This window comes from Rhodococcus ruitaii (genome assembly GCF_055230935.1).
In genome coordinates, this window is record NZ_JBUYWC010000008.1 from 194442 (window position 1) to 207964 (window position 13523).

The 13523-nt window shown below is 66.6% G+C and carries 11 protein-coding genes; 2 read left to right on the forward strand and 9 right to left on the reverse strand.

Annotation, left to right across the window (positions count from 1 at the left end; all coding sequences use genetic code 11):
- Nucleotides 1–17 precede the first annotated feature (17 nt).
- Nucleotides 18–782, reverse strand: coding sequence for an acyltransferase (locus ACZI8W_RS12310; RefSeq protein ID WP_463368770.1), 765 nt, complete (start codon nucleotides 780–782; stop codon nucleotides 18–20).
- Between the two features lie 94 nt (nucleotides 783–876).
- Between ACZI8W_RS12310 and ACZI8W_RS12315 the strand changes: the two genes are divergently transcribed.
- Nucleotides 877–2190: an outer membrane protein assembly factor BamB family protein gene (locus tag ACZI8W_RS12315; RefSeq protein ID WP_463368771.1), complete on the forward strand. Its 1314-nt coding sequence runs from the start codon at nucleotides 877–879 to the stop codon at nucleotides 2188–2190.
- 122 nt (nucleotides 2191–2312) lie between these two features.
- Here ACZI8W_RS12315 and ACZI8W_RS12320 read toward each other — a convergent pair whose 3' ends face one another.
- Genes ACZI8W_RS12320 through ACZI8W_RS12340 form a run of 5 tightly spaced genes read right to left on the reverse strand, consistent with a single transcriptional unit; the run spans nucleotide 2313 to nucleotide 7058 of the window.
- Nucleotides 2313–3482 carry a THUMP-like domain-containing protein gene (locus tag ACZI8W_RS12320; protein WP_463368772.1) on the reverse strand — a complete coding sequence of 390 codons (1170 nt, stop codon included), beginning with the start codon at nucleotides 3480–3482 and terminating at the stop codon, nucleotides 2313–2315.
- Nucleotides 3483–4460, reverse strand: a complete 978-nt coding sequence (locus tag ACZI8W_RS12325) for a methyltransferase domain-containing protein (protein WP_463368773.1) — start codon at nucleotides 4458–4460, stop codon at nucleotides 3483–3485.
- Between the two features lie 52 nt (nucleotides 4461–4512).
- Entirely contained in the window at nucleotides 4513–5292 is a 780-nt protein-coding gene (locus tag ACZI8W_RS12330; protein ID WP_463368774.1) for an enoyl-CoA hydratase-related protein, read from the reverse strand.
- A gap of 52 nt (nucleotides 5293–5344) precedes the next feature.
- Nucleotides 5345–6181, reverse strand: coding sequence for an NUDIX hydrolase (locus ACZI8W_RS12335; RefSeq protein ID WP_463368775.1), 837 nt, complete (start codon nucleotides 6179–6181; stop codon nucleotides 5345–5347).
- Nucleotides 6182–6224: 43 nt separating this feature from the next.
- Nucleotides 6225–7058, reverse strand: coding sequence for an ABC transporter ATP-binding protein (locus ACZI8W_RS12340; protein WP_463368776.1), 834 nt, complete (start codon nucleotides 7056–7058; stop codon nucleotides 6225–6227).
- A 42-nt stretch (nucleotides 7059–7100) separates the two neighbouring features.
- Between ACZI8W_RS12340 and glgX the strand changes: the two genes are divergently transcribed.
- Nucleotides 7101–9263, forward strand: coding sequence for a glycogen debranching protein GlgX (glgX, locus tag ACZI8W_RS12345; RefSeq protein ID WP_463368777.1), 2163 nt, complete (start codon nucleotides 7101–7103; stop codon nucleotides 9261–9263).
- Nucleotides 9264–9318: 55 nt separating this feature from the next.
- On the opposite strand, the gene ACZI8W_RS12350 is transcribed toward glgX, so the two are convergent.
- The 3 genes from ACZI8W_RS12350 to ctaD form a co-directional block, all read right to left on the reverse strand.
- Nucleotides 9319–10083: a peptidyl-tRNA hydrolase gene (locus ACZI8W_RS12350; protein ID WP_463368778.1), complete on the reverse strand. Its 765-nt coding sequence runs from the start codon at nucleotides 10081–10083 to the stop codon at nucleotides 9319–9321.
- Nucleotides 10076–11365, reverse strand: coding sequence for a phosphoserine phosphatase SerB (serB, locus tag ACZI8W_RS12355; protein WP_463368779.1), 1290 nt, complete (start codon nucleotides 11363–11365; stop codon nucleotides 10076–10078). Before serB ends, ACZI8W_RS12350 begins: the two co-directional genes overlap by 8 nt.
- A gap of 122 nt (nucleotides 11366–11487) precedes the next feature.
- Complete coding sequence (ctaD, locus tag ACZI8W_RS12360; RefSeq protein WP_463368780.1) at nucleotides 11488–13257, reverse strand: aa3-type cytochrome oxidase subunit I; 1770 nt, start codon at nucleotides 13255–13257, stop codon at nucleotides 11488–11490.
- Between the last annotated feature and the right edge of the window lie 266 nt (nucleotides 13258–13523).

Sequence of the window (13523 nt, forward strand, 5' to 3'; positions counted from 1 at the left end):
TCCTCCTCCGAGGCCCGTCAGGGCGCAGGGTTCGCGTCGACGGGCGGGTCCCCCGCTTTCTTGCGCGCGATGTCTTCGAGCGCCGCAACGTAGGCCGCGCGATCGGCGGCGCCGGCCTCCCACGCGTCCTTGCGGTTCTTCACGACCCTGGCCGGCGATCCGACGGCGATGCCGTAATCGGGGATGTCGCCCTTGACGACGGCGTGTGCTCCCAGGACGCACCCGCGACCGACCCGGGTGCCGCGCAGCACCGAGACCTTCGCAGCGATCCAGGTGTCGGGGCCGATTCGGACAGGGCTTTTCACGATGCCCTGGTCCTTGATCGGAGAGGTGATGTCCTCGGTGCGGTGGTCGAAGTCGCAGATGTAGCACCAGTCGGCGACCAGGGTCGATGCGCCGATCTCGATATCGAGGTAGGTGTTCACCACGTTGTCCTTGCCGAACACGACCTTGTCGCCGATGCGCAGGGATCCTTCGTGGCACCGGATGGCGTTGCCGTCGCCGATGTGGACCCACTTGCCGATCTCGAGCCGCGCCAGTTCCGGTGTCGCGTGGATCTCCACATTCTTCCCCAGGAAGACCATCCCGCGCAGCACCACATGCGGATTCGCCAGCTTGAACTTCGCCAGCCGGTAGTACCGCACGAGGTACCACGGGGTATACGCCTTGTTGGTCATCACCCACCGCAGCGAAGACGGTGTCAGGAATCGGGCCTGCTCCGGATCGCGGCGTCGCGACCCACGCCACCTGGTGCTCAACGGTGCACCCCACATGCTCGTCATGCCAGGAAGCCTACGGTCTGCCTCGCCCGGAGCGTGAAACACCCGGCCCGATACGCTGGCGACTCGAATCCGACAGTCCTGAAGGAGTTGAGCGATGCGGGGTGCCCGGCGAGCTGCGGTGCTGACGGCGGCAACAGCACTGGTGTTGAGCGGGTGCGGCGGCAGCAACGACGATGGTGGACCGTACTCGGCCGGTGCGTGGCCCGGACGCCATTCGGACGCGCGCAACAGCAACGCGACCACCAGCGACGGACTGGGTGACGTCGCACCGTCGTGGTCGCGGGCAACCGGTGGAGTTGTCGGATCACCGGCGACGGTGGCACCGAACGGCCAGATCACCATCACCTCCGCCACGGACGCAGGCTGCAACATCTTCTCCTACCAGATGGACAACGGGCGCAAACGCTGGTGCACCCGCCTCGGCGCCGGGGTGACGGACATCAGCCCGGTGACGGACGGTGTCGCCAACATCTACGTCGGCGAAGCCGGTGGTCTGTTCTCGTTCAACGAGCACGGCCAGCGCCGCTGGCGGATCCCGGTGAGCGGAACTCCGCGCGCGGCCCAGTTCGCCGACGACGGAAGCCTCATCGTCATCACGCATTTCGGCCAGGTCAACATCGTCGATCCTCAGACCGGGATGCTTCGTGCGCCGCTGTTCGATCTGGTCCCCATCCCCGGGGTTGCGGACGGCACCAATATTCCGCGTCAGGATCCCGACCACGGATTGGCCGGATGCTTCGGAGGCTCCCCCGATTGCCCCGTCGCAACCACCCCCGCGGTCGACCAGAGCACCGGCCGGATCTTCACCACGGTATGGCGCCCCGGCGCCGATCGTACGGCTCTGGTTGCCCTCCGGTACCCGGGTGGCGACAACCCGGTGATCACCGAAGAATGGTCGAACGTCGAGCTTCCGGGCGGCGTCACGACGAGTCCGGTACTCTCGGCCGATGCCACCACCGTGTACGTCCACGACGGCGAGGGCGCGTTGTGGGCGATCGACGCCGAGACGGGGCAGCCCCGCTGGAGCCGCGACCTCGGATACACCCCGGCGACCGGCCCCGCGGTCTCCGAGGACGGCCTGCTCGTGATATCGGCCGGTGGCCCCTCGGGCGCACTGTTCGCCCTACGCGACACAGGCGACGGCGTCGAGGTCGCGTGGGAACGCGACGAGATTCGGCAGGCAGGTGTCCCGGCGCTCACAGCGAACGGTCGCGGCTACACGATCACGCAGGGCGATGACGGCCTCACCGCCCTCGTGTTCGACGTGGCCGACGGACAGACCCTGGACGAAGAGCCCCTCCCCGACGCGTCCGGATTCTCGGTGGGAACGGCCGTCGGACCGGACGGCCAACTGGTGGCCACCACCGTCGAGGGCCAGATCTACGTGCTGGCCGAGCCCGAGGACTGATCGACCCACACGCCAGACGCGTCACCGATCACACAACTCGCCGCTATCGACCCTGACCTATCGACGACCGAAATGATGGTTGGTGCCCAATATTTCGATACACCAACCGTCATTTCAGACACCTACGCGACACCGTAGCGCGAAGCCTCGCACACGAACGCCTCGGCAGTACGCCCGACCCGCGTGAGCACCACCGACAATGATTGCGCCCCCTTCAGTTTCAGACGGGGCCGCAGCAACGCGGGATCGATGTCGATGCCCCGAACGAGAATCTCGACAACGCCGCAGTCGAGCCGCGCAAGTTCCTGCTTCAACGATTTCTCCGTGTATTTGAACCGGTCGAGAACACGGAAGCCCCGCACTCCGGAGGGGAGTCGGTTGCCGGTGAGATAGGCGATGCGCGGATCGAGTTGCCACAGGCCGTGGATCGCAGCATAGTGCCGTACGAGACCCGCGCGCACGATCGCGCCGTCCGGGTCGACGATCCACTCCCCCGGCGCCCGCTCGGGGACGTCGTCGGGCATCGCGTCGGTGACCTCGACTGTCGTTCCGCCCGAACGCAATACGGTGGCCCGACGCCGGACGCCGGGGACACTCAGACCCGGCGAGTAGAGGCACGCCTCCCGCACGCCTCCATCGAGGGAGACGATCTCGACCTCGCCGTCCCAGCCCAGCGTGTCGAAATCGAGGCCCGGAGCGCACTTCACGGCGAGGTCGCGGCCGGAGTAGACATCGAGCAGGTCGGGAAGCGGCGGCTGCAGAGCAGCCGGATCGTAGGTGCGCCGGCCTGCGGACCTGCGTGCCGGATCGGCGATCACCGTGGTGCGGCGCGTCACCGGTCTCAACGCATCGGCCCGCACGATATGGGCAGCGGGAACGTTGCGGTCCGCCATCGCGAGCCGCACCTCATCGAGGTCGCTTCCCACGACGGTGGTGGCCACATCGACGAGCGCCGCCAGTTCGGCTCCCACCGAACAGGTCACGTCGTGAACCTGTCGGCCCACGAGCCTGCGCGCTCGGTGAGCGGCGACCGGCGACGGGGTCGCCTGTTGCACCGCGTCGTCGGTCAACAACCATCGGTGCGCACCCTCGAGCTTGAGCGCACCCTTGCGACGCGCCAACACCGTCTCGACGAGCGGCGCTGCACGGTCGCCGAAACGCCTACGCGCCCAACCGATATCCGACAGGCGCGTACGCGTCGACAGTTCCCGATCGTCAACAGCGGACAATGCTGCGACCCCCGGACCCGACGTCAGGTACTCGACGTCGGCGAGCGTGAACTCGTAGCCCAACTACTTGCCGGGTTTCACGCCGGTGATCATCACGTTGTAGAAGAAGTTTCGCGGCACGACATGTTTGAGCAGGTTCTCGTCGACCCAGCTGAGAGTCTTCCAGCCACCGAACGCGAACTTGGCCCAGTTCCAGCCCAGCTTCTCCTCGGGAACCGCGGCCTCGAACGTGCGGACCGGCCAACCGAGCAGCGCAGCGGCGAATTCTTCGCTCGACGCCTTGACCTCGACGGCGCCCGCCGAGTCGGCGAGCTTCTCGAGATCGGCGGGATCGAATGTGTGCAGGTCGACGACCGCCTCGAGCGCCGCAGCACGCGAGGACTCGTCGAGCTCGGTCTGCGGCCGACGCCACTCGTTCAGGAACGGCAGCTTGGTGACGGTGGTGGTCGCTTCCCAGGTGATCCGACCGAGCCACCGTGCGTAGAAATTGCCGACGGTACTGGGCTCCCCGGCGAAGACGAAACGTCCGCCCGGCTTGAGCACACGCAACACTTCGCGCAGCGACTGCTCGACATCGGGGATGTGATGGAGCACCGCGTGTCCGACGACAAGATCGAAGGTGTCGTCTTCGTAGGGAATGGTCTCGGCGTCGGCGACCCGGCCGTCGACGTCGAGTCCGAGGTTCTCTGCGTTGCGCAAGGCAACCTTGACCATACCGGGCGACAGATCGGTGACCGACCCGCTCTTCGCAACCCCGCCCTGCATCAGATTGAGGAGGAAGAAGCCCGTGCCGCACCCGAGCTCCAGAGCGCGCTCGTACGGTAACTGCTGCTCACCGGCTGCGAGGTCGAAGCGGCCGCGAGCGTAGTCGATGCACCGTTCGTCGTAGGAGATCGACCATTTCTCGTCGTAGGTCTCGGCTTCCCAGTCGTGATAGAGCACCTGAGCGAGCTTGGAGTCCTCGAGAGCAGCCGCGACCTGTTCGGCGGTGGCGTGCGGGTTCGGCGCGGGATCGGTCCCGTCGGTCCTGCTGGCAGTCATGACGCAGATCCTACCCGGCAGTAAGACCTCGACAAGTGCCCCGTCCCGACGATTACCTACCCAGGAATTCCGCTTTGCCCGGCCCGTTCTCGATGAACGAGGCCATGCCGATCCCGCGATCCTCGGTGGCGAACAGTCCGGCGAAGACGTGCTGCTCGATCTTCAATCCGGTGTCGAGATCGGTGTCCAGCCCTTGATCGATCGCGGCCTTCGCCGCGGCGAGTGCGCGGCTTGCACCCGTGGTGAACTGTGAGGCCCACGTACGTGCGGCGTCGTAGACGGCGTCGGGTGCGACAACCTCGTCGACGAGCCCGATCGCCAGCGCTTCGTCGGCTCCGACGAAACGCCCGGTGTAGACGATGTCCTTGGCCTTCGACGGTCCGACGAGACGCGCCAGACGCTGGGTCCCGCCGCCGCCGGGGATGATTCCGAGCAGCACCTCCGGGGTACCCACCTTGACGTTGTCGCCGGCAATACGACGATCCGCACCGAGGGCGAGCTCGAGACCGCCACCGAGTGCGTACCCGGTCAGTGCCGCGACAGTCGGCTTCGGGATGTCTGCCACCGAACCGAGCGCAGACTGCAGATCGTCGATGATCTTGCTCATCTCCACAAAGCTCAGATCGGCCATCTCCTTGATGTCTGCGCCGGCAGCGAAGACCTTCTCGCCGCCGTACACGATCACGGCCTTGACATCGTCGCGCACGGTGGCGTCACGCGCGGCGCCCCGGATCTCCTCCTGGACCTGCCGGTTCAGAGCGTTCATCGGGGGGCGGTCCAGTCGGATCGTGCCGATGCCGTCGGAAACCTCGAGTGTCACGAATTCAGCCATGCATCTCACCCTAGAGGGCCCCCGCTGTATCGTCGCGGTGAGACCGGTGTCGTCAGATGTCGTCTCGATTCGCCCAGGGGTGTGGACCGCCGGCCTCGTAATAACCCTCGTCACCGTCGAACGCGATGTGGATTCCGGTGTCGCTCCGGCTCATGATCGGCAGGATCGTGGGGATCTTCGGTTCGGCCGCCAATATCTCGGCGACCGTCGCATACTTCGACAGTGCAGTGAGCTGAGCCCAGGTGGGTGGAAGCAGCACCGACCGGCCGGACTTCCAGTGTTCGAGGGATTCCGCGGGCGTCTGCCAGAGCACGTGTTCGGCCTCGCTGGTCTCCCCGTCGGCATCCTGGCCGTCCGGCGCGGCAGCCACGAAGAAGTGCGTGTCGTAGCGTCGTCGCTCGCCGAGCGGGGTGATCCACCGAGCCCACGGGCGGAGGAGATCCGCGCGCAACACGAGTGTTTCGCGGGTCAGGAAGTCGCCGAACGACAGCTCGCGTGCTTCGAGCTGTCTACGGGCCCGCGCGTGGGGCGCGGTGTCGGCGAGTACCGATTCCGGGTCCAGACCTGCGAGCAGGACACCGCACTCTTCGAACGTCTCCCGCACCGCCGCGAGCACGAGCGCCTGCGCGCGTACCGGCGTGACATCGAAGCGCTGAGCCCACCAAGCCACATCGTGCCCCGTCCATCGCACGGACGCATCACCGTCGCTGCGGTCGACCCCGCCGCCCGGGAACACGGTCATGCCGCCTGCAAAGTCCATACCCACGACACGCTCCAGGAGAAAGACCTCGACGCCACGTGCCGAATCACGGACGAGCATGACGGTGGAGGCGTCCTTGACCGGTACGGACGTGGGATCGAAGGTACTTGCCGAGCGCTGGTCAGTCATGCTCGGAGCGTAGTCGACCAGACGGGCACGAACCCGCCCCGTCTCAGCCTCGGCGGTGCCGTCCCGGCTCGCTCGTGCGGCGGGCGAAGAATCGGCCATCGACCCGGTCCAAGGTGATCGCCTGGCTGAACGCCGTACTGAGGTTCTCCGCGGTGATCACATCGCCGATCAGGCCCTGCGCAACGACGCGGCCTTCGTCGAGAAGCATTGCGTGTGTGAAACCGGGCGGGATCTCTTCGACGTGATGAGTGATCAGGACGGTGGCCGGGGCATCCGGGTCGGCTGCGAGTGTCGCGAGCCTCGCTACCAGCTCCTCCCGCCCACCGAGGTCCAGGCCCGCGGCAGGTTCGTCGAGCAGTAGCAGTTCGGGGTCGGTCATGAGGGCCCGCGCGATCAGCACCCTCTTGCGCTCACCCTCGGACAGCGTTCCGTAGGTGCGCTCGGCAAGGTGCTCGGCGCCGAGGCTCTCGAGCATCTCCACCGCGCGGGCATTGTCGATGTCGTCGTACTTCTCCCGCCACCGGCCCAGCACCCCGTACCCGGCGGAGATCACCAGATCGACGACCAGCTCGTCACGCGGGACGCGGTTGGCGAGCGCGGACGACGACAGGCCGATGCGAGGTCGCAGCTCGGACAGGTCTGTGCGGCCGAAGGTCTCGGCCAGCACATGCGCGGTACCGGATGTCGGGAACTCCTCCGCGGCAGCGACACGCAGCAACGACGTCTTGCCCGCACCGTTCGGACCGAGCACCACCCAACGCTCGTCGAGCTCCACCTTCCAGGTCACGGGCCCGACGAGAACATTTCCGCCTCGCCGCACCACAACGTTGTCGAATTCGATGAGCAGATCAGGATCAGGTTGTGCCACGCCGTCCATCTTCGCTTACACCCGGACTCGGGACACGGCAGGATCTCATTCGTGTCGTCATCCACTCGTGTGCAGACCCCCACCGGCCCTGCGGCCGAGCCCGATCGGTCGCCGTTCCCTCTCGGCGCAACCCCGGTCGAGGCAGGTACCCGCTTCGCTGTCCATGCTCCGCACTGCGATCGACTGCAGGTGTGCCTGATCGACGACGGCGGCCACGAACATCGCGTCGACCTGCCCGACCGCACATACGGTGTCTGGCACGGCACGGTTCCCGATGTCGGTCCCGGTCTGCGATACGGCTACCGCGCATACGGCCCGTGGCGCCCGCACGATGGGCTCCGCACCAATCCGCACAAGATCCTGCTCGATCCGTGGGGTCGCCGAGTGACGGGTACCGATCCGCGGAGCGACTCCGCGGATGCATCGCGGCTGCTCGCGTACGACCACGACCCCTTCGGCTCGATGTCCACCGTCGATTCGCTCGGACACACACCGTTGTCGGTCGTCACCGCGGCGACCACCCCCGACGAGACACCGCATCCGCGACCACGCACCCCGTGGGAGAGCACCGTCCTCTACGAACTGCACGTCGGTTCGTACACGGCAATGCATCCCGACGTACCGCGTGCGCTTCGGGGTACCTACCTCGGGCTGGCCCACCCGGCGGTGACGGGCCACCTCGTACACCTGGGCGTCACCGCTGTCGAACTCCTGCCGGTGCATGCGTTCGTGACCGAACCCCCGGTCCGGGCACGGGGAATGCGCAACCACTGGGGATACTCGACCGCGTCGTTCTTCGCGCCGCACCCCGGGTACGCCGCGACACCCGGCAACGAGATCACGGAGTTCCGCACCATGGTCGCGGCATTGCACGACGCCGGCATCGAGGTGATCCTCGACGTCGTCTTCAACCACACGTGCGAGTGGTCGGTCGCGGGGCCGAGCCTGTCGTGGCGCGGGCTCGATGCTCCCGGCTACTACCTGCTGGACGACGACGGCCACGACATCGATCTCAGCGGCTGCGGCAACACCGTCGACGGCACGTCGCCGATCACGGTGCGGATGGTGTGCGACAGCCTGCGTTACTGGGCGACGGACATGGGTGTCGACGGATTCCGGTTCGATCTCGCGAGTGCCCTGGGGCGCCCGCACGGCGGTGCGTTCGATGCGCGCGCCGCATTGTTCACCGCCATCACCACCGACCCCGTGCTCACCGACTGCAAACTCATCGCCGAACCGTGGGACGCGACGGCGGACGGATACCAGCTCGGCCGGTTCGGTGTGCAGTGGTCGGAGTGGAACGACCGCTACCGCGACGCCACCCGGCGGTTCTGGGCACGACATTCGGGAGTGCGCGAGATCGCGTCGCGCCTGACGGGGTCGGAAGATCTGTATCGACGGCATGAACGCCAGCCGTGGATGTCGATCAACTTCGTCACCGCGCACGACGGCTTCACCCTCGTCGACGCAGTCTCGTTCACACACAAGCACAATGACGCGAACGGTGAGGAGGGCCGGGACGGGTCCGACCACAACGAGTCGGTGAACCACGGCGTCGAAGGAGCTACCGATGACCCGGCGATTCTCGCCGCGCGCGCCCGTCACATCCGCGCTCTCCTTGCCACACTCCTGCTCTCGACGGGTACTCCGATGCTGCTCGCCGGCGACGAGTTCGCTCACTCCCAGGGCGGCAACAACAACGCGTACTGCGTTCCTGCTGGAACACCCGTGTCCGAGTCGTGGCCACTCGACTGGGAGCACGCCGACCGCGAACGCATCGAGTTCGTCCGTTCCCTGCTGGAGCTGCGGCGGAGAGTGCCCGTGCTCCGTCAACGTCGGTTCTTCGACGGTCGAGCCCGCGCGGTCGGTTATCCCGACCTGGTCTGGTTCGGATGCGACGGCATCGAACTGAAGGATGCCGACTGGCACGACGACGACCGCCGCACAGTGCAGGCATGGCTGGACGGATCCGAGCTCGGTACGGTGCTGCCTACGGGAAGGCCGCTACCGGACAGCAGTGGTCTGTTCGTCCTTCATGCCGATGATGCGACGACGGTGACGTTGGCGGGCCCAGAGTGGTATCACGGCGACATCCGATGTGTGTTCGATTCCTCCGCGGTCGACGGTCGTCCCGTCGATTCGGCGGCATACCGGGTGGGCTCGTCGTTCTCGCTGACGGGCCCGACCGTCCTGGTGTTCCGGATCGCGGACTGACATGGGATCCCGAGGACCGGTGGTCCGGACGAGGGCTGGTCGGGACGAGGGCTGGTCAGGACACGGTGGCGATCACGGTGGTCGAGCCCGGCTCGACCTCGGTGAAACCCGCATCGTGCACCGGGACGCCGGTGCCTTCAGCGACCCGGACGACGAGTTCGGCCCACCTGTCGGGGTCCGCGTCGCGGACCGCGCATCGAAAGCCTGTTGCAGCCCACGCCCGTGCCGAGTCGACGTCGAGAGCTCCGGCCAGCAGCATTGAGGCGTGGCCCACCTGCGCGGCGGCCTTCCCGACGGTCATCCCGAGTGCCGCATTCATCCACAGGACCGGCACACCCGCTGGAACGTCGGCCGGATCGTCGGATGGGAGGTCCGTGCCACCGATCTGCAGCCGCGCGACCCGCGGGTCGAGTCGGCCGACGGGGCCCGGGACCAGCGCGCGGGCCTGCGCGCCGCCACGGTCGACGGTCACGCCGTCGAGGTCCTGGATGGCACGCCAGTGCGCGCCGCGGGCACGTCGGCTCACCTTACGGATCCGGGCGTCGTTCCACGCGAGGAATGCGTCCTGCCACTCACCCGGCCGACCGTCCTCCCCGGCACCGACCCGGGAGTCCAGGCACAGCGTCACGGTCGCGATGGCCGCGGCCTCGAGCAGCGCGCTGCGTTCGGGAGCCTCCGCCTTGGGGATGTGGAGCACGAGTGGCATCGCGAGCACCTCCGACGGATCGTCCGGGTCCTCCCGGCTTCCGTACCCGCGGGCGAGTACACCGTGCCTGGATACGAATCCGGGATCGGCGACGACCGGGTGCGGCTCAGGCACCGTGTTCGAGCGGGACGCGCCGAAGCGTTCCGTCGCCGCGGTCGGCCGCTTCGATCTCGTCGCGCGTCACGCCCAGGACGAACAGGACGGCGTCGAGGTACGGGTACGACAGGGCGGTGTCGGCAACCTCACGCAGCGCGGGCTTCGCGTTGAATGCGATACCGAGACCCGCTGCACTGAGCATGTCGATGTCGTTGGCGCCGTCGCCGACCGCCACGGTCTGCTCGATCGGGACACCGGCGTCGTCGGCGAATTCCCGGAGCGCCCGTGCTTTCGCAGCGCGGTCCACGACATCTCCGATGACCTTGCCGGTGAGCTTGCCGTCGACGATCTCGAGCGTGTTGGCGCGCACGAAGTCGAGTTCGAGATCGTGTGCGAGCCCTTCGATGACCTGGCGGAATCCGCCCGATACGACGCCGCAGCGGAATCCGAGCCGACGCAGGGTCCGGATGGTGGTGCGTGCGCCGGGCGTCAGTTCGATCTGCTCGGCGACCTCGTCGATCACAGTGGCAGGCAGCCCCTCGAGCGTGGCGACACGCTGCTCGAGTGACTCGGCGAAATCGAGTTCGCCGCGCATCGCCGCTTCGGTGACGGCGCGGACCTTGTCTTCGACACCGGCATGTGCGGCAAGCATCTCGATGACCTCGCCCTGGACCAGGGTCGAGTCGACATCGAACACGATCAGTCGCTTGGACCGGCGTGCGAGGCCCCCTCGCTCGACCGCGATGTCGATGTCGAGTCCGGCCGCGAGTTCTGCAAGTGCCGTGCGCAACGCCTTGTCGGCGTCGGCGCCCTGGTCAGTGGCGGTGACCATCAACTCGAGGCCGGTGAGCGGGTAGTCGGCAATGCCGCGGATCGAGTCGATGTTCGCCCCGAGCGAGGCGAGGGCGCGGCCGACGGAGCGCATGGCGCGAGCACTCACGGGGCTGCCGAGCACGACGACGGCATGTGTGGAGACGGCGCGGCCGTTCTCGGGGCGGGCTCCGACCTCGACATCGGCCTGCATGCCGATCGTCGCCATGGCGGCCTCGACCTCGTCCTGGAGGGCTTCGGGGTCGCCCGGGCACACCACCACCACACCGAGGGTCAGCCGCCCTTTGATGACGACCTGTTCGACGTCGAGCAGATCCACGTCGTGGCGGCTGAACGCGGCGAACAGCACCGAGGTCACACCGGGATGATCCGGCCCCGTCACCGTCACAAGCACAGTGGTCTCAGACGCCACTACGTCTCCGATCTTCGTCAGTCGAGTCGCGCACGGTCGAAGCACATGCGCGTCCATTGTTGCAGTCGGACGCGCCCTCGAGGTGCGGGGGTCGAGCGTGTGGGATCCGGGCGTGGAACCAGGACGACGATGACCCCGCCGTTGCGGGCGGGGTCATCGTCGCAGCTCCGGGGTCGCGCCTACTTCTCGTCGGCGCGCGGATGGTCGCCTGGCGTGCGTTCTGCACCCTCGAGCACGTTCACATTGTGCTTGTGGCTGCCCGGACCGACATGCGCCTCGGCCCGCATCCGCTCGACCATGTGGGGGTAGTGCAGTTCGAACGCGGGGCGTTCCGAGCGGATCCGCGGCAGCTCCGTGAAGTTGTGGCGCGGCGGCGGGCAGCTGGTGGCCCACTCGAGCGAGTTGCCGTAGCCCCACGGATCATCGACCGTGACGACCTGACCGTAGCGGTAGCTCTTGAAGACGTTCCACATGAACGGCAGCGTCGAGGCACCGAGAACGAAGGCACCGATCGTCGACACGATGTTCAGCGTGGTGAATCCGTCGGTCGGGAGGTAGTCCGCGTAGCGGCGGGGCATGCCCTCGTTGCCCAGCCAATGCTGCACGAGGAACGTCAGGTGGAAGCCGATGAACGTCAGCCAGAAGTGCCACTTGCCGAGACGCTCGTCCATCATCCGGCCCGTCATCTTCGGGAACCAGAAGTAGATGCCGGCGTAGGTGGCGAACACGACGGTGCCGAACACGACATAGTGGAAGTGGGCGACGACGAAGTAGGTGTCGTGCAGGTGGAAGTCCAGCGGCGGGCTCGCCAGAATGACGCCGGACAGACCACCGAAGAGGAAGGTGATCAGGAAGCCGACCGAGAACAGCATCGGTGTTTCGAACGTGATCTGGCCTCGCCACATGGTGCCGATCCAGTTGAAGAACTTCACGCCCGTCGGCACCGCGATCAGGAACGTCATGAACGAGAAGTACGGGAGCAGCACAGCGCCGGTGGCGTACATGTGGTGAGCCCACACCGCAACAGACAGCGCGGCGATGCCGATGGTCGCGTACACCAGACCCGTGTACCCGAAGATCGGCTTACGGCTGAAGACCGGGAAGATCTCGGAGACGATACCGAAGAATGGCAGTGCGATGACGTAGACCTCGGGGTGGCCGAAGAACCAGAACAAGTGCTGCCACAGGAGCACACCACCGGTGGCCGGGTCGTAGATGTGGCCACCGAGGTGTCGGTCGACGAACAGGCCCATGAACGCGGCGGTCAGCAGCGGGAAGACCAGCAGGATCAGGATGCTGGTGATCAGGATGTTCCAGGTGAAGATCGGCATCCGGAACATCGTCATGCCGGGCGCACGAAGGCAGACGATGGTGGTGATGAAGTTGACGCCACCGAGGATGGTGCCCAGACCCATGACACCGAGACCGAGGATCCAGAAGTCCGCGCCGACGCCCGGAGAATGCAGCTCGCTGGAGAGCGGCGTGTACGCAGTCCAGCCGAAGTCGGCAGCGCCACCGGGGGTCACGAAGCCGAGCATCACGATCGTCGCGCCGAACAGGTACAGCCAGTAGCTGAACGCGTTCAGTCGCGGGAACGCCACGTCGGGTGCACCGATCTGCAGCGGCAGGATGTAGTTCGCGAATGCGAACACGACCGGGGTCGCGTACATCAGCAGCATGATCGTGCCGTGCATGGTGAACAGCTGGTTGTACTGCTCGTTCGACAAGAACTGCAGACCCGGTACCGCAAGCTCGGTGCGGATCAGCAGGGCCATCAAGCCACCGATGAGGAAGAACGAGATCGACGTGATCAAGTACATGATCCCGAGATCCTTGGGATCTGTGGTCGTGATCATCTTGTAGATGAACGAACCCTTCGGTCCCTGCCGCGGCGGGTATGGCCTTGCTGCAGCTATCTCTGGGACTGGCTGGGGCGCTACGGCAGTCACTAATCCTCCTGAATGCGCGCTCGACTCGGGCTGGAGGCGAACGGTCTCTCTGGCTTGCGCTCATCGAATCGTAGACCGTGCGCATACCACTCGTTAACCGGGTCCTACTCGCTGTCGTACTCGGGCGTCACACTACCGCCGAACCGGCAATCCGCGCTCGAGCGAATCGCCGCGTCCAGCACCTCGCCGGGCACGTGTGATGCACATCACCGCATGCAGAATCGGTCGCGCCGAGGTCCGTTCTCCACCGCTCCTCACTGTGGCAG